We start from the raw sequence: 23,545 nt of genomic DNA, 5'->3' as shown, positions 1-23,545 counted from the left end.
CGGGACGCCCGCTGCCCTTACCGTGGTGCCCATGGAGATCTTCGGCGTGGACATCGGCGGTTCAGGGATCAAGGGCGCTCCCGTGGACCTGGATCGTGGGGACTTGGCGCAGGAGCGCCACAAGGTGCTGACACCGCATCCCGCGGTACCCGACGGCGTGGCCGACTGCGTGGCCGAGGTCGTCGGCCATTTCAACTGGTCCGGACCGGTCGGCATCACCTTTCCCGGCGTGGTCACCGACGGCGTCACCCGTACCGCCGCCAATGTCGACAAGGGCTGGGTCGACCTGGACGCCCGCGCGCTCCTCTCCGAGCGGCTCGGCTGTCCCGTGACGATCCTCAACGACGCGGACGCGGCGGGCGTCGCCGAGATGACCTTCGGCGCGGGCAAGGGCCGCAAGGGCACCGTCATCACGCTCACCTTCGGCACCGGCATCGGCTCCGCCGTCTTCACCGACGGCCGGCTCGTGCCCAACACCGAGCTGGGCCACCTGGAGCTGAACGGCCACGACGCGGAGAAGCACGCGTCGACCAAGGCCAAGGAAGACAACGACCTGAACTGGGAACACTGGGCGCACCGGGTACAGAAGTACCTCGCCCACGTGGAGATGCTGTTCTCGCCCGAGCTGTTCATCATCGGCGGCGGAGTGAGCCGCAAGGCGGAGAAGTTCCTGCCGCTCATCAAGCACGTACGGGCGGAGATGGTCCCGGCCCAGCTGCAGAACAACGCCGGCATCGTCGGCGCGGCCATGGTGGCCCGCGCGGCGGGGAAGTAGCGGCCCGACCTCGCCGTGGCGGAGGGCCCCGGGCCGTCACGGGCCCGGGCCGTCCGCCGCGAGCAGGGCCTCGCTCCTACGCCTTCTATCCGTGGGGAGCGCGGCGGGTCCCAGGTCTTCCTACGCCTGAGGAGTGCGGCGGGCCTGACCCTGTCCGACGGCGCCACCCCGCACCCCCGGGGCGGGACGCGCCGTCTCCGGACGGGAGCGCCTGCCCGGACGAGGCCGGCCCTCCGGCTGCCCGTCGGCGCCCACGTTCCGGTCCCCGGCCTGTGGTCCGGCCTGCTGTCCGGCTCCGCCCGGCCGCAGCGCCCGGGCGGCGAGCAGCAGCTGCCGCTGCCGCATCTGCCGGACCTTGCGCACGGTCGCGATCACCCCGGCCACCAGCGTGCCCCCGTACAGCCAGCCGGCGTGCACCGCCAGCGCGGTGACGACCGCCATCAGGTGCCCGCCCAGCCCGCCGTCGCCCCCGGCGACCGGCAGCACACCGACGGCGAACGCGATCGGCACGCTGATCGGAGCGGTCACCAGGTCGGCGGGCCGCACCCAGAGCGCCGTCAACGCGCTGACCGGCACGAACAGCACCCCGTAGACGAGCGCGGACGCGTCGAACAGCAACCACACCAGGCAGGCCAGCACGAACATCGCGGCGGCTGCGAAGAGTCCCGCGCCGATACCGGTCAGCCGGGGGTTCGGGAATCTGCGCAGCGCCGACACCACGGGAGGCACGTTCCGCCGGGCGCCGGGCGTGCCGACCACGCGGTAGACGGCCGAACTCTCGGCGAGAGGGGCGCCGCCGCCCTGAGGGGCCGGGGCCGCCGAGGGCTCCTGGGGCTGCCTGCGCTGCGGGGGACGAGTCCTGTGCTGCTCCACCTGGACAACGTAGGTCGCGGAACAGGGTGAATCAGGCGTTGGACACGCGCTTTGGCCGAGCTTGGGGCTGCGTTCGACGTCACACGGCCGAATGAGGACCCTGTTCGGCGCCCGAGTCCGGGGGGAGGGGCGCCGCCGCTTGGCTCCGGACCCGTGACGGCACGGTCGGCCCCGCCCGTAAACTGGAGAATCGGTCCACTGCCGGGCCCGCCCGGCACGCCCCGCCCCTCCGCCCCGTCCTCACTCCAGGAAGTCGCCAACGTGTCGCTCACGATCGGAATCGTCGGTCTGCCGAATGTCGGCAAGTCGACCCTGTTCAACGCCCTGACCAAGAACGACGTACTGGCGGCCAACTACCCGTTCGCCACCATCGAGCCGAACGTCGGCGTCGTCGGCGTGCCCGACCCCCGGCTGAACACGCTCGCGGGGATCTTCAACTCGCAGAAGATCCTCCCCGCCACGGTCGACTTCGTGGACATCGCCGGGATCGTGCGCGGCGCGAGCGAGGGCGAGGGCCTGGGCAACAAGTTCCTCGCGAACATCCGTGAGTCCGACGCGATCTGCCAGGTCATCCGCGCCTTCAAGGACGAGAACGTCGTCCACGTCGACGGCAAGGTCTCGCCCAAGGACGACATCGAGACGATCAACACCGAGCTGATCCTCGCCGACCTCCAGTCCGTCGAGAAGGCCGTCCCGCGCCTCACCAAGGAGTCCCGCCTCCAGAAGGAGAAGGTCGCCGTCCTGGCCGCGGTCGAGGAGGCCCAGAAGATCCTGGAGTCCGGCCAGACCCTCTTCGCCGCCGGCATCACCGCCGCCACCGAGAAGGGCCGCCTCCTCCACGAGCTGCACCTCCTCACCACCAAGCCGTTCCTCTACGTCTTCAACGTCGACGAGGACGAGCTGGTCGACGAGGACTTCAAGAACGAGCAGCGCGCCCTGGTCGCCCCGGCCGAGGCCATCTTCCTCAACGCCAAGATCGAGTCCGAGCTCATCGAGCTGGACGACGAGGAGGCCCTGGAACTCCTCCAGTCCATGGGCCAGGAGGAGCCCGGCCTCGCCACCCTCGGCCGCGTCGGCTTCGACACCCTGGGCCTCCAGACCTACCTCACGGCAGGCCCCAAGGAGACCCGCGCCTGGACGATCAAGAAGGGCGCCACCGCCCCCGAAGCGGCCGGTGTGATCCACACCGACTTCCAGAAGGGCTTCATCAAGGCGGAGATCATCTCCTTCGCCGACCTCGTCGAGACCGGCTCCGTCGCCGAAGCCCGCGCGAAGGGCAAGGCCCGCATGGAGGGCAAGGAGTACGTCATGCAGGACGGGGACGTGGTGGAGTTCCGGTTCAATGTGTGAGCGGATGGAATAACACCACGTCGCTGATGTGGCAAACATGCAGATCAGAAGGGGCTGGGCTCTTGAGGGCCCAGCCCCTTCGTCCGTACCGTGCTGGTGTGGTGCGGGATTTCCTGACGATCGGTCATCTCCGCTGGGCTGCGAGGACGGAACCGCTGCGACAACCTGATCGCTTGCGTCAGCTCCTGCGTTCCGGCTTCGCCGGCAGCGGATAGCTAGGCTGCCCGCGGCTGCTGAGCCGCCAGCGATCAGGGATGCGGGTAGCTGAGTGAGCAGGCCCTCGATGGGGATCAGGTGTCGCAAACGTGAGAGCGGCGCCCGACGTGGACGACCCACACGACGAGCTCTCCCTCGTCGATCGTGTAGACGACCCGGTAGTCGCCGACCCGCAGTCGACGGCGTTCTGGCTGTGACACGAGCGCGGTGGTGTTGAAGCCGATCGGACCACCACTACTGACCGTGGGCACCCGAACCCGGCCGTGCACCCGGGAGCGCCCTGGGCGCACGGCCTACCTCCGGTCCGGAGGCGGCCCCGTCAGAACTCCAGCACGATCCGCCCCCGTACGCCCCCGGCCGACAGGGCGCGGTGGGCGTCGGCCGCGCGGTGGGCGGGGAGGGTGTACGCGACGCGCGGGGTCAGGACCTTCTCGTCGGCGAGCTGCCGCAGGTGTTCGAGGGCCTCGTGGTTCAGCGCGTGCTGGAAGACGAGGACCGGGTGGAAGGTGATGCCGCGTTCGGGCTCGCCCTGGTAGCGGCGGACCGTCACGATCCGGCCCCCGTCCCGTACGGCGGGGAGGGCGGCCCGGTCGAAGTGCGCACCGTCCACGAGCCCGTCGGCCCCTTCGGGCAGGTGGCGGCGTACCTCCTCGGGGAAGCCCTCGCCGCGGGGGAGGACGAGGTCGGCGCCCAGGCCGCGGACGAGTTCCTCGTCCTTCGGCGCCGCGTCGGCGACGACCCGCAGGCCCCTGGCCTTGGCCAGTTCGATGGTGTAGCCGCCCAGCGCTCCGGCCGCCCCGGTCACCACGACGGTTCCGCCGTCGGGCAGGTCGAGCGATTCCAGCGCCGCCCAGGCGGTCAGCGCGTTCATCGGGAGGGCCGACGCCTCGGCGTCGCTCGCTCCCATGGGCACCCGTACGACGGACTCGGCAGGGACGACGATCCGCTCGGCGTAGGCGCCGTGCAGGCCCGCCGGCACCACGATGGCCATCACGCGGTCTCCGACGCGCAGGTCGGTCCGTACGCCCTCGCCGATCTGGTCGACCACCCCGGCGGCGTCCATGCCGGGCACGAGGGGCGGGCCCGGTTCGCGGCGGCCCGCGCCGCTGATCAGCAGAGTGTCCGTCGGGTTGACCGCGGCGGCGCTCACCCGTACCCGAATCTGGCCCGGACCCGCTTCGGGGTCCGGGAGTTCCATGACCTCCAGCACCTCGGGTCCGCCGTATCGCTGTGCTCCCACACTCTTCATGAGGCGGTGCAACACGGGTCTGAGTCGCGCTATTCCGCCGGGCTCCTCCGGTACCTCTTCGGTCAACTCGCCTACGAGGAAGCGGATTCGCGGTCGTCCGGGCCGAGGGCCGCGGTGACCGCCGCGGTGAGAGGGCGTCCGGCGAGGACGTGGCGGACGGCGTCGAGGGGGATCGGACGCTCGTAGTAGTCCTCGAAGTGCGACTGGACGGCCTCGGGGGAACGGTCGGTGAGGAGGTGGAAGAGGTAGGCGGAGCCGTCCGGGTCGTCGACGCCCGGCGGGAAGTCGATGTCCGAGCCGGTCCGCCACTCCGTGTCGCCGGTCGTCCGCCACAGGCAGGTGGTGACCCGGGGGACGTCGACGCCCTCTTCGAAGAAGGCGGGTTCGTCCAGGAGGGGGCTCAGCGCGGCGGGCACCTCGTCGATGACGCCGGGCCAGACCTCCTCGTCGTCCGTGGCGTACGGGCTCATCCTCGACTCGTGGTCGAAGCCGCGTATGAGCACGCCGGCCGGGGTGAAGAGGACGGAGAAGTCGTCCCCCGAGCCGTTGTCCATCAGGGCCGCCTCCTCCCCGGGGGCCCAGTCGGCGTCGAAGGTGTAGCAGCAGTACTCCGGGTCGTCGCCGATCGTGGCGTCCAGCACCGCCAACGCGCGCAGGTGGGAGCGGAGTTCGTCGGGGCCGGGAAGGCGGGCGGCGGTCTCGTGCAGGGTGCTCATGGCGCCATACAAGCAGCACCCACTGACATCGCGGTGCGAGTCCCGCCCCCGCCCTGGCCCGGAGAGCGCCCCGCCCCCGAACTCCGGTCCGGTCGGCGGGTTGCCCCTACCGCACCCCCAGCTCCGCGATCCCCGCCGGTTTCGCCGGGTCCGCCGAGACCACCGTCACCCGCACCTCGCGGGCGGCCCGGCCCGGGACGTACGGGTGCCAGGAACGGCCGTCCGCCGAGGTCTCCACGGTGTGCGAGGCGGGCGGTACGTCGCTCCAGACCGGGGTCACCGCGGTGATCCGCAGCGTGCGGTCCAGCCGGACCGTGAGGGTGCCGGTGGCCCCGTCGGGGGACCAGGCGGTGGCGGGGGAGCCGTCGACGGCGGCCTCGGCGTAGAGCCCGGGGGACTCCGAGTCGGCGGTGGCCGGGCGGCAGCGGGCGGCGTCGTCGGTGGGGGCCAGGTCGGGGCGGCGGGTGGGCAGGACCAGGGTGGAGGCCAGGCGTTTCGGCCCCGCCGGGGTGTGCACGGTGAACGGGTCGCCCGACACCAGACGGACCGTGGTGGTGCGGGGCCCGAGGGCGATGTCGTAGGTGCGTCCCCGGTGGCGCAGCCCCTTCAGCGTGACGCCCGAGCCCAGTTGCGGGGGCAGCACGGGGTCGAGCCGGATGCCGTCCTCGCGGAGCCGCAGCCCGGTCAGGCCGTGGGTGAAGACCTGGAGGAAGCCGCCCTTGCCGGTGAGGAAGTCCTCGGCTGGGAACCCGGACAGCGGGTCCGAGGCGCCCGCCTTCGCGCCGCGCGCCTCGGAGAAGAGACCGAACGGGCCGCGCATGAAGGGGCGTACGGAGCGCTGGAGGTACGTGTACGTGGCGCACCCGGGCTCCCCGATGGCGGCGGCGTCGATGGCGTGCACCGAGTCCGTCATGGCGGGGCCGTCCGGATCGGTGCGGGCGGCGTAGAAGTCGAGGGTCGCGGCGGCGGCGCCCGGCTCCATCGGCCACTCCAGCGGGTACATCAGCAGTACCGTGTCGGCCTGCTTGATCGTCGAGCCGTTGTACCCCGCGTACTGGAGGTAGATCCCGCGCGCGGCGTCGTACGGGATGCGCAGCCCGTCCGCGACCCGCTGCCAGGCTGCGGGCGCGGGGTGGCCGAGGAGCGCCGCGGCGCGTGCGGCGTCGCGCAGCGCGGTCGCGGCGACCGCGTTGGTGAAGACCCCGTCGGTGACGCCGTTGCTGTACTCGTCGGGACCGGCGACGTTCACGACCGACCAGCTGCCGTCCGCGTTCGGCGTGGCCCGCGACGCCCAGAAGTCGGCGATCCCGCTCAGCAGCGGCCAGCCGCGCTCGGCCAGCCAGGTGCGGTCGCCGGTGGCCAGCCAGTACTGCCACACCGCCAGCGCGACATCGCCCTGGAGGTGGTTCTGGGTGAGGCAGTGCGGCGGGTCCCAGCTCTGGCACTCGGAGTCCAGGCGGCCCCGGCTCGCGCTGGTCCACGGGTAGAACAGGCCGTCGTACCCCAGCTTCGCGGCGTTGGCGCGGGCCGCGTCCCGGGTGCGGTAGCGGTACTCCACCACGGTGCGGGCGAGTTCGGGACGGGTGGCGAGCAGCCCCGGGTACATCCACGTCTCGGCGTCCCAGAAGATCATGCCCGCGTAGTTGTCGCTGGTCGCGCCGGCCGGGGCGATGCTGTCCGAGGCGCCGGTACGGGTCGCGGCGAGCAGTCCGTACTGGGCCGCCCGCAGCCACCGCTGGAGGTCCGGACGGCCCGGCACCAGCACGTCGGAGGACCATTCGCGGTGCCAGATCGCCGCGCTGTCGGCCAGCACCCGCGCCCAGCCGCGCCCGGCCGCCCGACCCGATGCCGCGCGGGCCGAGGCGAGCGGGGTGCGCGAGGTGAGGGCGGTGTCGACGCCGACGTACTTCTCGACGGTGTACGACCGCCCCGCGCGCACCCGCAGTTCCCGGACGAGCCCCGGGGCTCCGCCCTGGTCCCGGGCCGGGCGCAGGCTCTGGACGACCGCGCCGTCCACGTCCGTGCCGTGCGTGCGGAAGGTCCCGTCGTCCGCGACCGTCATCCGCCGCGCACCCCGCGCGTCGAGCCGCCCGGTGACCGTCGCCGTGCCGGTCCACCGGGGCGTCAGCGTGAGCCGTACGGCACCGGCGTGGACGTCCGAGCGGTCCGTGAGGACCTCGTACACCAGGTCGGTGGCCCTGCCGGCCGCGGTGGTCCACCGCAGTGAGGTGCGGACCAGCCCGCAGGCGAGGAAGAGGGTCTGGCGGTAGTGCGAGATCCGGCCGGAGGGGGTGTCCGGGCCGAAGGTCTCCGGGCCGACGCGGACGTCGAGCGGGGTCCAGGCCGGCAGCGCGGCGAGGACTTCCCGCCCCTCGGTGGTGCCGGGCTCGGCCCCGTACAGGCCGGTGACGAACGCCCCGTCGTAGCGCGGGGTGTAGAGCGGCCAGCCGGTCTTCTCCGGGCGCTCGGCGTAGCCGGTTCCGGCCGGGGGGACGCGGTGGCCGAGGTAGCCGTTGCCGACGTACGGGTCGTACCCCTCGGCCTCGCCGTACCGGGTGGAGGTCAGCTCCCACGCTGTGTCGGACGCGGGTGGGGCGGCGGCCGGGGACGCCTCCGCCGTGCAGGAGGGCGGGGCGGGGGAGGGCCCGGAGTCGTGGGCGGCCACCTGGCCCGGCGTCACGATCACGGTCAGGAGAGCGGTGGCCAGGCAGCCGGCGAGGGAGGTGCGCGCAGGGGTCACCGTACGAAAATAGGGACGCGAGCGGCGGGCGCCCGGCGCGGCACGGCCGGTCACGCGCAGGGCAGGCGGACGGCCGACGGGGCTGCCGCCGGATGGCGCAGCGGCGCCCGGGACCCCGCTGGTCGCGGAAGGCGCGCGCGGATTCTTCCGTCGGGCGCGGCACCTGAGGGGTGGGCGGTCGGCGCGCCCTCAGGCGGCCATCCCCGTCTTGAGCCCCGCCCCGCACACCGGGACCACGATGCTGCCGTCCGTCCACCCGCCGACCGCCGCCCAGCAGGCCACGGCCGTGGTCTCCGCGTAGAGCCCGCGGCGGGCCAGGTCCCGCTGGGCCCGGCGGATCTGCTCCTCCGTCACCGTGCGGAAGGTGCCGCCGGACTCGCGTACGGCGAGCAGGATCTGCGCCGCGCGCGGCGGGTCCGCGATGGCGATGCCCTCGGCGAGCGTCGGCGCGGGGGCCGCGGGCTGCCGCGGGGAGGCCGCCCCGGCGTGGAAGGCGGCGGCGAGCGGGGAGACCGCCTCGGCCTGGACGGCGATCAGGGCGGGGCGCCGGTCGATGAGCCCCTGCGCGAGGAGTTCGGCGGTGGCGAGGGCGGCGCCGAGCAGCAGGGTGCCGTTGCCGACCGGGACGGCCAGGGCGTCGGGGAGCCGGCCGCCGAGGTCCTCCCAGAGTTCGTACACGTAGGTCTTGGTGCCGTGCAGGAAGTACGGGTTGAAGACGTGCGAGGCGTAGAAGGTGCCCGGCTCGTCGGCGGCGGCGCGGGCCGCCAGCGCGGTGGCCGTACGGTCGCCGGGGACGATCTCCAGCCGGGCGCCGTGGGCCCGGATCTGCTCGGTCTTCTTGGCCGAGGTGCCCTCGGGGACGTACACCGTGCACGGCAGCCCGGCGCGGGCGCAGTAGGCGGCGACGGAGGTGCCCGCGTTGCCGCTGCTGTCGGCGACGACCCGGGCCGGGCCGAGGCGCCGTGCGAGCTCCGCCAGCATCACCGCGCCGCGGTCCTTGAAGGAGAGCGTCGGCATGAGGTGGTCGAGCTTCGCCGAGACGGTGGGGGTGAGCTCGACCACCGGGGTACGCCCCTCCCCGAGCGAGAGCGCGGGACCGGCGAGCGGCAGCGCCTCCCGGTAGCGCCACAGGGAGTTGACGCGCCCGGCGAGGGCGTCCCGGTCGAGCGGCGCCGCCGGGGTGAAGTCGAGGTCCCACGGGCCGCGGCACTCCGGGCAGCACCAGGGCGCGGTGGCGGCGTCGGCCGTGGTCCCGTCCCGCGGGCAGCGGTACGGCGGCAGGGGGTCGGTCACCGGGGAGGTCATGGGACCAGCCTGCCAGGCGCCGGGGCGGCGCGGGCGGCGGGATCAGGTGCGGCCCGCGCACTCCCCGCACACGGCGGGCGCGGTCCCGGGTGCCCGTCCGTGCGGACCGGTTGCCCGGGAGGCACGTGTCACTTCCTTCGGCCTCCGGCGCTTGCGGAGGGCACGAAGTGGGCAGAGAACGGCCGGAAGAGCTGTGGTGATGCCGTTCGGACCATGCGTGGAGCACCCCCGAATCATCACTTTGAGTGAAACTCTGGCCATTGCTTGTCTTGCGCCACTCACGGTTGCGACTCTGTTGCGGTCTGTCAACTTGTTGGGAGTGGCCAGTGACTTTCGGTGAGCAGCCCGCCTATCTGCGCGTGGCGAGCGATCTGCGGGAGAAGATCGTCAAGGGAGCGCTGCCGCCCCATACCCGCCTTCCGTCCCAGGCGCGCATCCGTGAGGAGTACGGCGTCTCGGACACCGTCGCGCTGGAGGCGCGGAAGGTCCTCATGGCCGAGGGGCTGGTGGAGGGGCGCTCCGGCTCCGGCACGTACGTCCGGGCGCGTCCGGTGCCGCGCAGGATCGCCCGGTCCGGCTACCGGCCCGGGGTGGGGTCCAGCCCGTTCCGCCAGGAGCAGAGCGCGGAGGGCGTGCGCGGCACCTGGGAGTCCAGGAGCGAGCAGGAGGAGGCCGGTCCGGAGATCGCCGCGCGCCTCGGCATCGAGCCGGGCGAGCGCGTCATGCGCACCCGGTACGTCTTCCGGGACGCGGGTGAGCCGATGATGCTCTCGACCTCCTGGGAACCGCTCTCGGTCACCGGGCGGACCCCGGTGATGCTCCCCGAGGAGGGGCCGCTGGGCGGCTGCGGGGTGGTCGACCGGATGGCGGCGATCGACATCGTGGTGGACAACGTGACCGAAGAGGTCGGCGCCCGGCCGGGACTGGCGGACGAACTCGGCGACCTCGGCGGGGTGCCGGGCCACGTCGTCATGGTCATCGCGCGCACCTACTTCGCGGGCGGGCAGGCGGTCGAGACCGCCGACGTGGTCGTTCCCGCCGACCGCTACCGCGTCGCCTACCACCTGCCGGTCAAATAGGACGGCCCCTGGCCCCCGGTCGGCCCGGCCCACCGGTCCTCCGGCCTCCCGGCCTCCCGGCCCACCGGGTCTCCTGGCCTCCCGGCCCACCGGGTCTCCTGGCCTCCCGGCCCACCCGCCCACCCGCCCCCCGGCCCATCCGGCGGGCCGGGCGGGCGGGTGCCGACCGGTGGGCGGTGCGGCGTGTCCGGGGCCGGTGACACAGACTTAACCCCCCGTCACCTGCCGTAACTCCCGGGCAATGCCCGGCGCCCGCGGCCCGTCATGTTCGGCTCCTACCTTCCGGTCCGTCGCCGCATCAACGGACCGAGGACGGGACCCTCATGACGGACATCGCACCACCCACCACGGTGGAGACCCCGCACCCTTCGCCGCAGCCTTCCGGGCCCGAGGGCGCGTCCGGCTCCGGCGGACCGGCCCGCAGCTACGCGGCGCTCGCCGCCGACGAGAGCCGCGAGGACTACTCGCTGCGCTACGCCCCGCACGCGTTCCGCCGCTGGTCGCCCGGGACGGTCGCGGGCACCGCGCTCGGCGGCATCGCCTATCTCGCGGACTTCGCGATCGGCGCCTCGATCGTCTTCACCTACGGTTTCACCAGCGGTTTCGCGTCGATCCTGACCGCCGCCACGATCATCTTCCTCACCGGCATCCCCATCGCCCGGGCCTGTGCGACGTACGGCCTGGACATGGACCTGGTGACCCGGGGCGCCGGTTTCGGCTACTTCGGCTCGACGCTGACCTCGCTCATCTACGCGTCGTTCACCTTCATCTTCTTCGCGCTCGAAGGCTCGATCATGGCGCAGGCCATGCACCAGGCGATCGGGCTGCCGGTCCAGATCGGCTATCTGCTCACCACGCTGATCGTGATCCCGATCGTGTTCCGGGGCATGGGCGCGCTCGCCAAGGTGCAGGCGTGGACCCAGCCCGTGTGGATCGTCGGCATGGTCCTGCCGTTCCTGGTGCTCGCCTTCGAGGCCCCGGACGCCTGGGGCTCGTTCAGCTCCTTCGGCGGTACGGAGGGCGCCGGTTCCGGCTTCTCCTGGCTCGGGTTCGGGCTCGGCACCGGGGTGGCGCTCTCGCTGATCGCGCAGATCGGCGAGCAGGCGGACTACCTCCGCTTCATGCCCGCGAAGACCGAGGCCAACAAGCGCCGCTGGAACCTCGCGGTGCTCGCCGCCGGGCCCGGCTGGGTGATCATCGGCGCCGCGAAGCAGCTCGGCGGCGCGTTCCTCGCCTTCGTCGCGCTGGAGGCGGTCGGCAAGACGCACGCGCTGGAGCCGATCGCCCCGCAGATCGAGGCGCTCAAGCCCTGGCTCGGCGGGTTCGCGCTGCCGGCCGCGGCCGTCTTCGTCATCGTCTCGCAGGTCAAGATCAACGTGACGAACGCCTACAGCGGCTCGCTCTCCTGGTCGAACTTCTTCTCCCGGATCACCCACCGGCACCCCGGGCGGGTCTGGTACATCTTCCTCAACCTCGCCATCGCGCTGACGCTGATGGAGATGGACATGTTCGCGGCCCTCAACAAGCTGCTGGGCTTCTACTCCAACGTCGGCATCGCCTGGATCGCCGCCGTCGCCGCCGACCTCGTCATCAACAAGCGGATCGGGCTCAGCCCGCCGTACATCGAGTTCAAGCGCGCCTACCTCCACGCGGTGAACCCGGCGGGCTTCGGCGCCATGGTGATCGCCTCGACCGTCTCGATCCTGGCATTTTTCGGCCTCTTCGGGGAGTACGCGGAAGCCTTCTCCACCTTCATCGCGGCGGGGCTCGCCGTGACGCTCTGCCCGCTGATCGCCTGGGCGACGAAGGGCAAGTACTACCTGGCCCGGCCCAATCCGGTGAACGGCCCCGACGTGGCGGTCGAGGACATCACCGCCACCCACACCTGCGCGGTCTGCGCGACGGCCTACGAACTGCCGGACATCGCCGACTGCCCCGCCCACGCGGGCCCCGTCTGCTCGCTCTGCTGCTCGCTGGACGCCACCTGCGGCGACGTCTGCCGGAAGGCGCCCGCGGCCGGACCGGTGCTGATGCCCCTGCCCACGGTGCGGACGGCCGGTGCCGCGGAGGCGGGGAGGGGGTGACCGGGGCCGGGGCGACCGGCGCCCGGGCGGCGCGGTAGGGTCCCGTTCTCCGCTTCGGGGGCGCATCCGGACGGATGCGCCCCGTGTATGGCCGGTTCCGTATCCCTTTGTGCGATTCCGCATTCGCTGAGTGAAGGTCAGGCGTACGCTCCGGCATATGCGCACAGCGATTTCCTGGGGATCGTCCTATGAGATGTGCAGACCGGTGGGGAGAGGGGCAGCATGCTCGGGAGGAGCACGATGAGTGACAGCGCAGCTGTCCTCCCGTGGCTGGTGATACGGCAGGACGTCAACGGCAGTACGTACCGGGTCGGCCGATACGCCACACAAGAAGAGGCTCAGAAGGTCGCGGACAGGTTCGACACCCGGGAGCACCAGCAGCTCTACTGGGTCGAACGCGCGGGTGGGCCCGCCCGCCCCTGACCGAAGACCCGCGCCACCGGCGGCCGGGCACCCTCCCTGACCAGGGGGTGCCCGGCCGTCGTCGTACGCCCCGCCGGTGCCCGGGCCCCCGGCGCGCGGACCTCCCGCTCCCGCGCCGGTGTGCGCCCCCTCGGGCCGCCCCGGGCGGAGGCCCGGGCGGCCCTCGGCTCGGAACGCGCCGCCACGCGAAGGTAGGGTCCGGCTGACCGGCCTGACCGCCAGGCCGGGGAACGAAGGCGGAGCGATGCCGGCCCTGATCGACACGGTGGCGTGGGTACGAGTGGAGAGCGGCAGGATTCTCTGCGCGCGGTCGAAGGGGAAGGACATCTTCTACATCCCCGGCGGCAAGCGGGAGGCGGGGGAGAGCGACCTCCAGACCCTGCTGCGGGAGGTGGAGGAGGAGCTGGCGGTGGCCCTCGACCCCGCGACCGTCGTGCACGCGGGGGTCTACGAAGCACAGGCGCACGGGCACGCGGACGGCGTGGTGGTGCGGATGAGCTGCTACTACGGCGACTACCGGGGCACCCCGGTGGCGAGCAACGAGATCGACGAGGTGGCCTGGTTCACCTACGCGGACCGGCCGCTCGTCGCCCCGGTCGACCAGGTGCTCTTCGACGACCTCCACGCGGCCGGCGTGCTGGCCTGAGACGGCCCTCGGGGACCCGTGCACCCATATGACCCATGGGGTGCGGTCTGTCGTGATACATGACGAATTCCGGGTATGTCCCACAGTGGCCCTTCGCAGGGTGAATCCGCTGTCGGCTCCGGGAAGTGATCGGCGTGATCGATACCGAAGGCGGCAGCGCCGAGTGGTCCTTCCCGGCGGAGCCGGGCTCCGTGCGGGGCGCGCGGAACGCGGTCCGCGAGACGCTGCGCGCCTGGGACCTCGGCCTGCCGGTCATCGACGTCACGGTGCTGCTCGTCAGCGAGCTGGTGACCAACTCGCTCCGCCACGCCACCGGGCCCATCGGCGTGCGCCTGGTAAGGCCCGGCGGCGCCCCCGTCGAAGTGGCCGGCGCCTCGGCCGACGGCCACGGGCTGCTGGTGGAGGTCTCCGATCCGCTTCCGGATCTTCCCACCCGCCGCCGGGCCGGCCCCGACGACGAAGGGGGCCGCGGGCTCCAGCTGGTGGCCTGCTCGGCGCGCCGCTGGGGGACGCGCAAAGGAAAGAGTGGCAAGACGGTGTGGTTCGAGCTGCCTCTGTCTGGTTAGGAGTGGAGGGGGACGCACAGCGATCACCTGAGGTCGGGGCCGCCGACGAGAAGGACTGAGACCTTGCTGTGATCGTGAACGCCGTGTCGGGAGTGGCCGTAGTGCTGAATACTGCGCACAGGACCGGTCCGGTGTGTGAGCTGGAGGGGACGGTCGCGTGAGCGAGATACCTGGGACAGCGGGCGACATCGTGTGGCAGAGCAGCCCGCCTGGCTCGATATATGAGTACATCAGGGTTGCCTCCTTCTCGATCGGCCCGGACGGCCTGATCGAGCAGTGGAGCGGGAGGGCCGCCGATCTCTTCGGCATGGGCCCGCACGAGGTGATCGGGTGCGATCCCGTGGAGGCGTTCATGCCTCCCGAGCTGCGCCGGGGCGGCCACCGGCGGATCCGCGAGATCCTGGACGGCAAGGAGTGGACGGGCCTCGTCCCCTTCCGGATACCGGGGGAGCAGGCCGTCCGCGGGCTCGCCGAGGTCTACGTCATGCCCAGCGTGACCGCCGCCGGGGAGCGGGCCGCCCTCTGCATCGTGGTGGACGTGCGGGCGCTGCGCGGCATCGAGACGGACCTCGCCGCCTCACAGGCAATTTTCGGCCAATCCCCCTTCGGGTTCGTCCTGTTCGGCAAGGACCTCTCGGTGGTCCGTGCGAACGAACGATTCGCCGACGTCTTCGGCGGCATGGCCGCCGACCACCGGGGGCGCAGGGCCGAGGACTACCTGACCCGCCCCGAGGCGGACCGGCTGACGGAGACCCTGCGAAGAGTGCTGGCGACCGGCGAGTCCGTCACCGACCTCCGGCTCATCGGCACGGTCCCCGGCGACACGGACCGCCGCCACTGGTCGATGAACCTCTACCGGGTGCACAGCGGATCGGGACGGCCCACCGGGGTCGCCGGACTCGCCACCGACGTCACCAGCCGCCACGTCGCCGCACGCGAGGCGGCCAGCGCCCGGCGCAACCTCCGGCTGCTGAACGAGGCCAGCGCCCGCATCGGCAACTCCCTCGACCTGGAGACCACCGCCCGCGAGCTGCTGGACGTCGCCGTCCCCGGCTTCTGCGACCTCGCCACCGTCGACCTCTTCCCCGCCGTGCTCACCGGCGCCGAGGCCCCGCCCGCCGGTGGCCCCGCGCCGGAGCCCCGGGCCGCCTCACCGGAACTGCGCCGGGTCGCCCAGGCCAGCGCGGTCTCCGACCCCCACCCCCACGCACCCGGCCCGCCGGGCGTTCCGGTGCCCGCCGCGCGGTCCGGCGAGCACCCCGGGGCCGACGGGGGAGCCGCGCCGGAGGCGGGGGAGCCCGCCCTCGGAGCCGTACACCGCTACCCGCACGCCTCGGCCTGCGCCTCCGCCCTGCGCACCGGCCGCGTCCACGAGGCGCCCGGCGACGGCCTCGGGTTCGTCCGGTCCACGCTCGCGGTGCCGATGGTCGCCCACGACACCGTGGTCGGGCTCGTCCGCTTCTCCCGTACGAAGGGCAGCGAACCCTTCGGCGAACGCGACCGGGACCTGGCCGGTGAACTCGCCGCCCGCGCCGCCGTCTGCATCGACAACGCCCGCCTCTACCGGCGCGAACACGAACGCGCCCTGATCCTCCAGCGCAGCCTGCTCCCACCCGGCGCCCCCGAGGCGGCGGGCCTGGACATCGCCTGCCGCTACCTCCCCGGCAACGCGACGACCGAGGTCGGCGGCGACTGGTTCGACGTCATCGAACTGCCCGGCCACCGCACCGCGCTCGTCGTCGGCGACGTGATGGGGCGCGGGCTGCGCGCCGCCGTCGCCATGGGCGAACTCCGCACCGCCGTACGGACGCTCGCCCTGCTGGACCTGGAACCCGCCGAGGTGCTCTCCGCGTTGGACGAGGTCGCCCGCGGCCTCGGCACCCCGGGCGGCGGCGACCGGGCCGAGGGCGGCGGTACCCAGTGGCCCTCGCGCGCCCTGCAGAAGTCGCGCGAGGCGGACCTGTCCGAGGTGTACCTCGCGACCTGCGTGTACGCGGTCTACGACCCGGTCACCCGGCGCTGCACCTTCGCCAACGCGGGCCACCTGCCGCCCGCCGTCGTCGAGCCCGGCCAGGAGGCCCGGCTCCTCGACGTACCGCCGGGGATGCCGCTCGGCGTCGGCGGCGAACCCTTCGAGGAGGTGGAGGTCGAACTCGCCGAGGGCGCCCTGCTCACCCTCTACACCGACGGCCTCGTGGAGTCGCGCGACCATCCGCTCGACGAAGGCCTCGACGTGCTCCGTACCGCCCTGACCGGGCCGCGGATGCGGCTGGAGGCCGCCTGCGACCACGTACTGGCCGCCCTGGACACCCGGCACGGCGAGGACGACATCGCCCTGCTGATGGCCCGCATCCAGGGGCTGCCGGAGGAAGCGGTCGGCGACTGGACCCTGCCCCGGGAGCCGCGCTCGGTCGGCCGGGCCCGCGAACTCGCCCGCCGGCGGCTGAACGAGTGGAACCTCGACGACCTCGTGGACACCACCGAACTCCTGGTCAGCGAGCTCGTCACCAACGCGTTGCGCTACGGCGAGGGAGAGATCCGGCTCCGGCTGCTGCGCGACCGCACCCTGGTGTGCGAGGTGTGGGACGCGGGGCTGATCCAGCCGCGCCGCCGCCGCGCCCGTGACACCGACGAGGGCGGCCGGGGGCTGCAACTCGTCGGGCTGCTCAGCGCGGCCTGGGGCTCGCGGCGCACCCCGCGCGGCAAGACCGTCTGGTTCGAACTCGCGCTGCCGGACGGGCAGTCGGCCGCCGACCTCACGGTCGAACAACTGCTCAGCATGTACTGAGCACGTACTGACACGATCCACGCGGGGGACGAAAGGGGCGGGCCGGCACGAGGCCGCCCCGCCCCTTTCGTCGCTCCTCGTTCAGGACGGGGACTTCAGCGCGGCGAGGCGCGCCTCGACCTCCGCGCTGTCGCCCAGGGCGTCCAGCTGCTCGAACTGCGCGTCGAGCGAGGAAGCGGCCAGCTCCTGCTTGCCCACCGCCCTCGCCTCCTCGCGCCGGACCTTCTCCTCGAAGCGGTTCAGCTCGCTCGTCGGGTCGAGCACGTCGATCGACTTCACCGCGTCCATCATCCGGTTCTGGGCCTGGGCGGACTTGGCGCGGGCCACCAGCTCGTCCCGCTTCGCCTTCAACTCGCCCAGCTTGGCCTTCATCTGGTCGAGCCCCGCCTTGAGCTTGTCCACCACCTCGGTCTGCGAGGCGATCGTCGGCTCGGCCGTCCGCGCCTCCTTCTCCGACTGGAGCTGGCGGCCCAGCGCGACCTTGGCGAGGTTGTCGAACTTGTCCGCCTCCGCCGCCGAGCCCGCGGTCCGCAGCTCGTCCGCCTTGCGGCTGGCCGCGAGCGCCTTGCCGCCCCACTCCTTCGCCGCCGCCACGTCCTCCGCGTGGTCCTGCTCCATCAGCCGCAGGTTGCCGATGGTGGCGGCGACCGCCTGCTCGGCCTCCGCGATGTTGTTGGTGTAGTCGCGGATCAGCTGGTCCAGCATCTTCTGCGGGTCCTCGGCCTGATCGATGAGCGCGTTGATGTTCGCCTTCGCGAGCTGGGTGACACGGCCGAGAATCGTCTGCTTCGACATGGGAGCTCCTCTCCTGGAACGGGACGGCGGGTGGGGACGGAAGCCGGGGACGGCGTGCGGGGGAGGCGGAACACGGAGGGACCTGTGCGGCCGTACGGGGACGGCGCCCGGTCAGAAGCGGCCACCACCGCCTCTGCGGCCCCGCGTGCCTCCGCCGCCGAAGCTGCCGGGCCCCGCGCCGCCGAAGCCGCCCCCACCGAACCCACCGCCCCCGCCGAAGCCGCCGCCGAACCCGCGGCCACCGCCCCGCCCGCCGCCGCCGAGGAGTCCGCCGAGGAGGATGCCGCCCAGTACGGCCCCGCCCATCCCGCCGCCCCCGCCGCGCGTCCCGCCCGGACCGGAACGGCTGTCGAAGGCGCGTACGTCCTGCTCGGCGAGGGCCTGGGCCTGCCCGGCCAGCGCGTCGGCCCGCTGCGCCTCGGCCAGCGCGCGCTGCGGATCGCCGCCCGCGGCGAGCTGCCCGGCCTGCTCCGCGTGGCGCTGGGCCTCCGCGAGCCGGGTGCGGGCCTGGCTGCCGACCGCGCCCCGGTGCGTGGTGATGTAGTCGGCGGCGGCCGAGATCGCCGAGCGGGCGGTGAGCATCGCCTGGTCCAGCAGCGGCCGGGCCCGGGTGTTGCCCTGGTCCCGCTCGCGCGCCCCGGCCAGCGACTCGTCGAGCGCCGCGTCCGCCTCCTCCAGGCGGCGCAGCGCGTCGATGGGGTCGTACGGTCCGCCCGCCACCTCGCCGCGCACGTCCTCCAGCACCGCTTCCGCCCGGCCGATCCGCCCCTGGAGGTCGGCCGTCGACACGCCCTGCGCGGTGCCGCGCAGCAGCCCGTGCGCGTCCGCGAGGTCCGCCTCCATCTCGGTGAGCGCGGCGGGGATGCGGGAGGCGGCCTCGGCGAGTTCGGCGGCCCGCCGCTCCACGGCGTCCACCAGGGTCGCTGCCTGGCGCACCGCGCTCTCCGCCGCCCGTACGAACACGGCGGCCCGGGAGTTGTCGCCGCCGTCCACGGCCTGGCGGGCCTGGTTGAGGGAGGAGGTGGCGAAGACCAGGCGTTCCTTGGCCTGTTCGACGTCGTCCGCGACGGGGGCGGCGGCCGAGGGCGCGTACCGGGTACGCATCGCGTCCAGCGTCGAACCCGCCGTCGCCGCCCGGCCCGCGAGGTCGCGGAAGGTCGCCTCCACCTCGGACAGTGCCTGCGGGGCGTTCTGCTCCAGGTCCCGCAGCCGGTCGAAGTCGGCGGACACCGCGTCGAGTTGCTCGTCGGCGGCGGTGCAGCGGCTGATGATCTCCGCCAGCATCCGGCGCTGGGTCGGCTCGTCCTCCGGGATGGCGTCGTCGAGCTGCTGGCGCAGCCGGAAGGACGCGGTCAGCTCGCTCTTGGCACGTGTCACCGCCGCCGCGAACGGTGCCGCCGCCTCATCGCCGAACTGGGCCGAGGCGAAGCCCAGTTCCTCCTCGCTGGTGCGCACCGCGTCGTCCGTCTCCACCAGCAGCTCCCTGGCGCGGGCGTCCAGCTCGGGCAGCGGAGTGGGCGGTTCGCCGGCCGCCGCACCGGGTGCCGCGGTGCCCCAGCCGGTGGCGGCCGGAGTCGTACGGGTCTTCGCCCGCCGCTTGCGCCGTGCGAAGGCGTACGCCGCGACCGCGACGACCGCGGCCAGCAGGACCACCGGGAGCAGGAAGTCACCGGCGTCGGTGCCGCCCGAACCGCTCGACCCGGGATCGGAAGGGCCGGGGGAGAGGGACGGCGAGGGCACCGGCTGCCCCGCGAGCACGGCGGAGTAACCGTTCGCCGCGCCGATCGCCGCACCCGCCCAGTCGTTCACCCGCAGTGCCGGGACGACGGCGGTGCTCGCCACGTCCCTCAGCTGGGCGTCGGTGAGCCGGGACGCCTCGTCCACGGAGTACGCGTACTGCCGGTCGTGGGTGGCGACGGCCAGCAGCACGTCGTCCTGTCCCAGCCCGTTGCGGGTGGCGGTCTCGTCGGCCCAGCTCTGCGAGGAGCGGCCGGAGAAGTCGCGTACGTACACGACGAACAGCTGCACCCGCCGCTCGTCGAAGAGGGAGTCGAGGGCCGCCTCCACCTCGCCGGTACGGTCCCCGAGCGCCCCGGTCCGGTCGGTGATCTGCCCGTCCCGGGAGAGCGTGACGGGGTTGTCGGCCCGCGCCGGAGCGGCGGTCCCGGCGGCCAGCCAGCAGGCCGCGAACAGCACGCCGAGCAGGGCCCGGCACGGGCGGGAGCTGCGGACACGGGTCGCGGGTGGCGTCACATCCAGGAGGCTATGGCCACCTTTGCGCCCTCGCGACCCGAGCATCCGGCGGGGGCGCGGGGTCGAGGAAGGGGCCGGTCCGAGGCGGGGGCCGGTCCGAGGCGGGGGCCGGTCCGATCGGGGGACGGGACGTGACGCGATCGCGCCGTGGCACGGGGCGAAACGCTTTCGGACATGCCGACGGCGCGGCCGGAGTGTGGGCTTCGGCCGCGCCGGGGCGTGGTTCGGTGGAGGCCGGCGGCGGGTCAGGACCGCCGTCCGCACCGGGTGGGGAGCCGGTCAGGGACTCCCCCGTTCAGGGCCGCGACGGCGGTTCTTCCGGGCCGCCGCGGCAGGTATCAGCCCGCGAGGCGCGGGAGTTCGCGGGTGCGGCCGAGCGAGCCCAGCCACTTCGCGGAGTCGCGGGCGGTGCGCTCGAACGTCTCCAGGTTCACCGCGATCAGGCCGAAGGTCGGCTTGAACGAGCCCCACTCGTAGTTGTCGAGCGCGCTCCACGCCAGGTAGCCCTGGATGTTGAGGCCGTCCTCCATGGCGGCGGCGACCTCGTTCAGCGCACCGGCGTAGTAGTCGGCGCGGCGGGTGTCGTCGTCGGTGGCGATGCCGTTCTCGGTCACGATCAGCGCGACCTCGGGGCCGACCAGCTCGGCGGTGTGGCGCAGCGCGTGGCCGACCGCGGTGGGGTAGTACTCCCACTGCGTGAGGGTGCGCTCGACGTCGGCGGGCGCCGGGATCGGGCCGTCGGCGCCGATCTTCGTACGGGTGTAGGACTGCACGCCGATCCAGTCGTCGCCGCGGGACGCCTCGATGAAGACGTCCTCGCGCGGCTGGCGGTAGGCGGCGGTGACCTCTTCGGCGCCCGGCTCGGCCTGGTAGACCTGGTTGGCGACGGACCAGCCGACCTTGATGGCCGGGTCGATCGCGCGGACCTCCTTCACGGCCGCGTGGTGCGCGGCGATGACGGCGACGGTGGTCTCGTCGTCGGGGAAGGGCAGACCCGCCGGCGGGAAGCCGATCTCGCCGCGCTTGGCGAGGCCCGCCATCACGGCGATCATGTTCGGCTCGTTGATGGTGCAGACGTGGCTGACGTCCGAGGCGATGACCGGGGCGCAGGCGGAGACGTACCGGGCGAACAGCTCGACGGCGCCCTCGGCCGTCCAGCCGCCGCGCGCCTCGAACCACTGCGGCACGGTGAAGTGGTGCAGGGTGATCATCGGGCGCAGGCCGCGGGCGACGGCGCCTTCCACCATGCGGCGGTAGTGCGCCAGTTCGGCGCGGGAGAAGTGGCCCTCGGCCGGCTCGATGCGCGCCCACTCGATGGAGAACCGGTAGTCGGTGAAGCCGAGGGAGGCCAGCAGGTCCATGTCCTCGTCCCAGCGGTGGTAGCTGTCGCACGCGTCGAGGCTGGGCTCCTGGATGTGGGTGCCGGTGGAGTGCTCCTTGACCCACCAGTCGCTGTTGGTGTTGTTGCCCTCGATCTGGTGGGCGGCGGTGGAGGCGCCCCACAGGAAGCCTTCGGGGAACGGGACCGGGGTGTGCGTCATCGCGGAGTGTCCTTCTGGTGCGTGAGGGGGCGGGCTCGCGGCTCTCCGTGCGCGGCCCGTGCGGGTGGTGCGGGTGGTGCTTGTGGTGCTTGTGGTGCTTGTGGTGCTTGTGGTGCGGAGTCGTACGGGTGGTGCGTGGTCGTGCAGGTGTCAGGGGGGTCCGCGCCGGGCGGGGCACGGACCGGGGCGGCCTGCCCGGCGGGCGGGCCCTACTTCATGCCGGCGGTGGCGATGCCCTGGGTGAAGTGGCGCTGCAGGGCGATGAAGAGGATCAGCACCGGCAGGACGACGAGGAAGGCACCGGCCATCAGCACGCCGTTCGATCCGCCGGCCTTGTTCGGGTCGGTGGCGAAGGTCGCGAGCGCGACCGGCAGCGTGTACTTGTCCGGGTCGTTGGTCGCGATCAGCGGCCAGACGAAGTTGTTCCACGACCCGAGGAAGGTGAAGATCGACAGGGTCGCGAGGGCGGGCTTCACCAGCGGCATCACGATGCGCCAGAAGATGTACCACTCTCCGGCGCCGTCCATCCGGGCCGCTTCCAGCAGCTCGTCCGGGATCGCCTGCATGAACTGCCGCATCAGGAAGACCCCGAAGGCTCCCGCCGCGAACGGCAGCACCAGACCGGCGTACGAGTCGATCAGGCCGAGCTTGCTCATCAGGACGAAGAGCGGCAGCAGCATCAGGTTGCCCGGCACCATCAGCGCGCCCAGCACCAGACCGAAGATCTTGTTCTGGCCGGCGAACTTCAGCTTGGCCAGCGCGTAGCCGAGCATCGAGCAGAACACCAGATTGCAGACGGTGACCAGCACCGCCACGATCACGGAGTTCATGAAGTACAGCGGCAGGTTCAGCTTGTCGAGCAGCTCGCGGAAGTTGTCCAGCGTCCAGGTGGACGGGACCCAGACCGGCGGGCTGGCCGAGAGGTCGGCCGTGGTCTTGAAGGAGGAGAGCGCCATCCAGAGGAACGGCGCGGACATGACCAGCAGTCCGGCCGAGAGCAGCACGTAGACGAGGACGCGGCCGGGACGGAAGCCCGAGCGCGGCTTCCCCGCCTGCGACGCGGAGCCCCTGGACGCGGAGCCCTTCGACGGGCGCTGCTCCTTCGACGGCGCCGTCCGCAGCGTGCCGGGTGCGTTGGTGGCGCTCATTTGGTGTTGTCCTTCAGCAGTCGGAGCTGGAGCACCGTGATGGCCATGATCACCACGAACAGGACGTACGCCATGGCACTGGCGTAACCCATGTGGAAGAAGTTGAAGCCTTCGCGGTACATGTTCAGCGAGACGGTGAGGGTCGAGTCGGAGGGCCCGCCCTGGGTCATCACGAACGGCTCCTCGAAGACGTTGAGGTAGCCGATGGTGGTGATGACCGTGGCGTAGAGCATCGTCGGCCGCAGCAGCGGGACGGTGATGTTCCTGAACTCCGCCCAGACGCCCGCGCCGTCGAGGCGCGCGGCCTCCCGGACCTCGGTCGGGATGGCCTGGAGGCCGGCGATGAAGAGCACCATGACCGTACCGACGTTCCGCCAGACCGCCATGGCGATCATCGACGGCATGGCGAGCGCCTCGGACCCGAGGAAGTCCGGCCCGGTCAGGCCGACTTCGGAGAACAGGCCCGAGATCAGGCCGTCGCTCGGGTCGAGCACGAACCGCCACACCACGGCGACCGCGACGATGGTGGTGACCACCGGGGCGTAGAAGCCCACCCGGAAGAACGTCCGGGCGCGGTCGATGCCGTTGTTCAGCAGCACGGCGACGACCAGGCCGATCACGATGGTCAGCGGCACGCCGACGACCACGAAGTACCCGGTGTTGAGGAGCGACCGCAGGAACTTGTCGTCACCGAAGAGGTTGACGTAGTTCTCGAAGCCGATGAACTTCGCGTCCAGCGGGTGCGTCACGTTGCGCAGCCCGAAGTCGGTGAAGCTCATCACCAGGGTGGCGAGGATCGGGAAGGCCATGAAGACGAGGAACAGGACGAGGAACGGGGTGGAGAAGAGCCATCCCGCCGCGTTCTGCCTCCCCAGCGGCTTCCTGCGGACCTGACGGCCCTGCGATGCGCCGGGCCCGGCGGCGGGCGACTTCGCGGTCGCCCGCCCCTGCGGTCCCTTGGCCGTCTGCGCGGCCTTTCCGGTCACGGTGCTCATGGC

The 23,545-nt window shown here is 72.7% G+C and carries 17 protein-coding genes and 2 pseudogenes; 8 read left to right on the top strand and 11 right to left on the bottom strand.

What is annotated here, in order from left to right; all coding sequences use genetic code 11:
- The first annotated feature begins 31 nt into the window (after positions 1 to 31).
- Complete coding sequence (gene ppgK / locus ACFWEE_RS08565) at positions 32 to 775, top strand: polyphosphate--glucose phosphotransferase (protein ID WP_386887595.1); 744 nt, start codon at positions 32 to 34, stop codon at positions 773 to 775.
- 332 nt (positions 776 to 1,107) lie between these two features.
- Here the strand turns inward: ppgK and ACFWEE_RS08560 are convergent.
- A pseudogene (locus tag ACFWEE_RS08560) lies at positions 1,108 to 1,534 on the bottom strand (DUF6542 domain-containing protein); the annotation flags it as partial.
- A 375-nt stretch (positions 1,535 to 1,909) separates the two neighbouring features.
- Here ACFWEE_RS08560 and ychF point away from each other — a divergent pair.
- Positions 1,910 to 2,998 (top strand): redox-regulated ATPase YchF, encoded by a 1,089-nt coding sequence (gene ychF, locus ACFWEE_RS08555; RefSeq protein ID WP_386887593.1) that lies wholly within the window; start codon positions 1,910 to 1,912, stop codon positions 2,996 to 2,998.
- Positions 2,999 to 3,288: 290 nt separating this feature from the next.
- On the opposite strand, the pseudogene ACFWEE_RS08550 reads toward ychF, so the two are convergent.
- The 5 genes and pseudogenes from ACFWEE_RS08550 to ACFWEE_RS08530 form a co-directional block, all read right to left on the bottom strand.
- Positions 3,289 to 3,441 (bottom strand): annotated as a pseudogene (locus ACFWEE_RS08550) (type II toxin-antitoxin system RelE/ParE family toxin); the annotation flags it as partial.
- 92 nt (positions 3,442 to 3,533) lie between these two features.
- Positions 3,534 to 4,463: a zinc-binding alcohol dehydrogenase family protein gene (locus ACFWEE_RS08545; protein WP_386887591.1), complete on the bottom strand. Its 930-nt coding sequence runs from the start codon at positions 4,461 to 4,463 to the stop codon at positions 3,534 to 3,536.
- A 71-nt stretch (positions 4,464 to 4,534) separates the two neighbouring features.
- Positions 4,535 to 5,179 (bottom strand): hypothetical protein, encoded by a 645-nt coding sequence (locus tag ACFWEE_RS08540; protein WP_386887589.1) that lies wholly within the window; start codon positions 5,177 to 5,179, stop codon positions 4,535 to 4,537.
- Between the two features lie 106 nt (positions 5,180 to 5,285).
- The gene (locus ACFWEE_RS08535) at positions 5,286 to 7,919 is read right to left on the bottom strand and encodes a discoidin domain-containing protein (RefSeq protein WP_386887588.1); all 2,634 of its coding nucleotides are present in this window, start codon (positions 7,917 to 7,919) and stop codon (positions 5,286 to 5,288) included.
- A 189-nt stretch (positions 7,920 to 8,108) separates the two neighbouring features.
- Positions 8,109 to 9,224, bottom strand: a complete 1,116-nt coding sequence (locus ACFWEE_RS08530) for a pyridoxal-phosphate dependent enzyme (RefSeq protein ID WP_386887587.1) — start codon at positions 9,222 to 9,224, stop codon at positions 8,109 to 8,111.
- A 326-nt stretch (positions 9,225 to 9,550) separates the two neighbouring features.
- Between ACFWEE_RS08530 and ACFWEE_RS08525 the strand changes: the two genes are divergently transcribed.
- From ACFWEE_RS08525 to ACFWEE_RS08500, 6 genes are all read left to right on the top strand, one after another.
- Positions 9,551 to 10,303: a GntR family transcriptional regulator gene (locus ACFWEE_RS08525; RefSeq protein ID WP_386887586.1), complete on the top strand. Its 753-nt coding sequence runs from the start codon at positions 9,551 to 9,553 to the stop codon at positions 10,301 to 10,303.
- 323 nt (positions 10,304 to 10,626) lie between these two features.
- Positions 10,627 to 12,387 carry a purine-cytosine permease family protein gene (locus ACFWEE_RS08520; RefSeq protein WP_386887585.1) on the top strand — a complete coding sequence of 587 codons (1,761 nt, stop codon included), beginning with the start codon at positions 10,627 to 10,629 and terminating at the stop codon, positions 12,385 to 12,387.
- 222 nt (positions 12,388 to 12,609) lie between these two features.
- Positions 12,610 to 12,810, top strand: coding sequence for an SPOR domain-containing protein (locus ACFWEE_RS08515; RefSeq protein ID WP_386887583.1), 201 nt, complete (start codon positions 12,610 to 12,612; stop codon positions 12,808 to 12,810).
- A gap of 244 nt (positions 12,811 to 13,054) precedes the next feature.
- Positions 13,055 to 13,456: an NUDIX domain-containing protein gene (locus ACFWEE_RS08510; protein WP_386887582.1), complete on the top strand. Its 402-nt coding sequence runs from the start codon at positions 13,055 to 13,057 to the stop codon at positions 13,454 to 13,456.
- A 125-nt stretch (positions 13,457 to 13,581) separates the two neighbouring features.
- Positions 13,582 to 14,022: an ATP-binding protein gene (locus ACFWEE_RS08505; RefSeq protein WP_386887580.1), complete on the top strand. Its 441-nt coding sequence runs from the start codon at positions 13,582 to 13,584 to the stop codon at positions 14,020 to 14,022.
- A gap of 190 nt (positions 14,023 to 14,212) precedes the next feature.
- Entirely contained in the window at positions 14,213 to 16,810 is a 2,598-nt protein-coding gene (locus tag ACFWEE_RS08500) for a SpoIIE family protein phosphatase (protein WP_386887703.1), read from the top strand.
- A gap of 81 nt (positions 16,811 to 16,891) precedes the next feature.
- Here ACFWEE_RS08500 and ACFWEE_RS08495 read toward each other — a convergent pair whose 3' ends face one another.
- The 5 genes from ACFWEE_RS08495 to ACFWEE_RS08475 all read right to left on the bottom strand — a co-directional run bounded on the left by ACFWEE_RS08495 (position 16,892) and on the right by ACFWEE_RS08475 (position 23,542).
- Complete coding sequence (locus ACFWEE_RS08495; protein ID WP_386887579.1) at positions 16,892 to 17,605, bottom strand: PspA/IM30 family protein; 714 nt, start codon at positions 17,603 to 17,605, stop codon at positions 16,892 to 16,894.
- Between the two features lie 111 nt (positions 17,606 to 17,716).
- Entirely contained in the window at positions 17,717 to 19,858 is a 2,142-nt protein-coding gene (locus ACFWEE_RS08490) for a TPM domain-containing protein (protein ID WP_386887577.1), read from the bottom strand.
- Positions 19,859 to 20,196: 338 nt separating this feature from the next.
- Positions 20,197 to 21,399, bottom strand: coding sequence for a glycoside hydrolase family 1 protein (locus tag ACFWEE_RS08485; RefSeq protein ID WP_386887575.1), 1,203 nt, complete (start codon positions 21,397 to 21,399; stop codon positions 20,197 to 20,199).
- A gap of 209 nt (positions 21,400 to 21,608) precedes the next feature.
- On the bottom strand, positions 21,609 to 22,547 hold the full coding sequence (locus ACFWEE_RS08480; RefSeq protein WP_386887574.1) for a carbohydrate ABC transporter permease: 939 nt from the start codon (positions 22,545 to 22,547) through the stop codon (positions 21,609 to 21,611).
- A complete protein-coding gene (locus tag ACFWEE_RS08475; RefSeq protein WP_386887572.1) occupies positions 22,544 to 23,542 on the bottom strand; it encodes a carbohydrate ABC transporter permease in 999 nt (332 codons plus the stop codon). Before ACFWEE_RS08475 ends, ACFWEE_RS08480 begins: the two co-directional genes overlap by 4 nt.
- Positions 23,543 to 23,545 lie beyond the last annotated feature (3 nt).

The organism is Streptomyces sp. NPDC060184 (assembly GCF_042728795.1).
In the GTDB taxonomy this organism is placed as follows: domain Bacteria; phylum Actinomycetota; class Actinomycetes; order Streptomycetales; family Streptomycetaceae; genus Streptomyces.
Note: the sequence above shows the minus strand (reverse complement) of the source record. Positions and strands in the feature narration are given on the sequence as shown.

Excerpts from the sequence above, each read along its gene's own strand:
- ppgK (WP_386887595.1), top strand. The coding sequence starts at position 32 with ATGGAGATCTTCGGCGTGGACATCGGCGGTTCAGGGATCAAGGGCGCT.
- ACFWEE_RS08530 (WP_386887587.1), bottom strand. The coding sequence starts at position 9,224 with ATGACCTCCCCGGTGACCGACCCCCTGCCGCCGTACCGCTGCCCGCGG.
- ACFWEE_RS08475 (WP_386887572.1), bottom strand. The coding sequence starts at position 23,542 with ATGAGCACCGTGACCGGAAAGGCCGCGCAGACGGCCAAGGGACCGCAG.
- ACFWEE_RS08545 (WP_386887591.1), bottom strand. The coding sequence starts at position 4,463 with ATGAAGAGTGTGGGAGCACAGCGATACGGCGGACCCGAGGTGCTGGAG.
- ACFWEE_RS08495 (WP_386887579.1), bottom strand. The coding sequence starts at position 17,605 with ATGTCGAAGCAGACGATTCTCGGCCGTGTCACCCAGCTCGCGAAGGCG.
- ACFWEE_RS08510 (WP_386887582.1), top strand. The coding sequence starts at position 13,055 with ATGCCGGCCCTGATCGACACGGTGGCGTGGGTACGAGTGGAGAGCGGC.
- ACFWEE_RS08540 (WP_386887589.1), bottom strand. The coding sequence starts at position 5,179 with ATGAGCACCCTGCACGAGACCGCCGCCCGCCTTCCCGGCCCCGACGAA.
- ACFWEE_RS08480 (WP_386887574.1), bottom strand. The coding sequence starts at position 22,547 with ATGAGCGCCACCAACGCACCCGGCACGCTGCGGACGGCGCCGTCGAAG.
- ACFWEE_RS08485 (WP_386887575.1), bottom strand. The coding sequence starts at position 21,399 with ATGACGCACACCCCGGTCCCGTTCCCCGAAGGCTTCCTGTGGGGCGCC.
- ACFWEE_RS08515 (WP_386887583.1), top strand. The coding sequence starts at position 12,610 with ATGCTCGGGAGGAGCACGATGAGTGACAGCGCAGCTGTCCTCCCGTGG.
- ACFWEE_RS08520 (WP_386887585.1), top strand. The coding sequence starts at position 10,627 with ATGACGGACATCGCACCACCCACCACGGTGGAGACCCCGCACCCTTCG.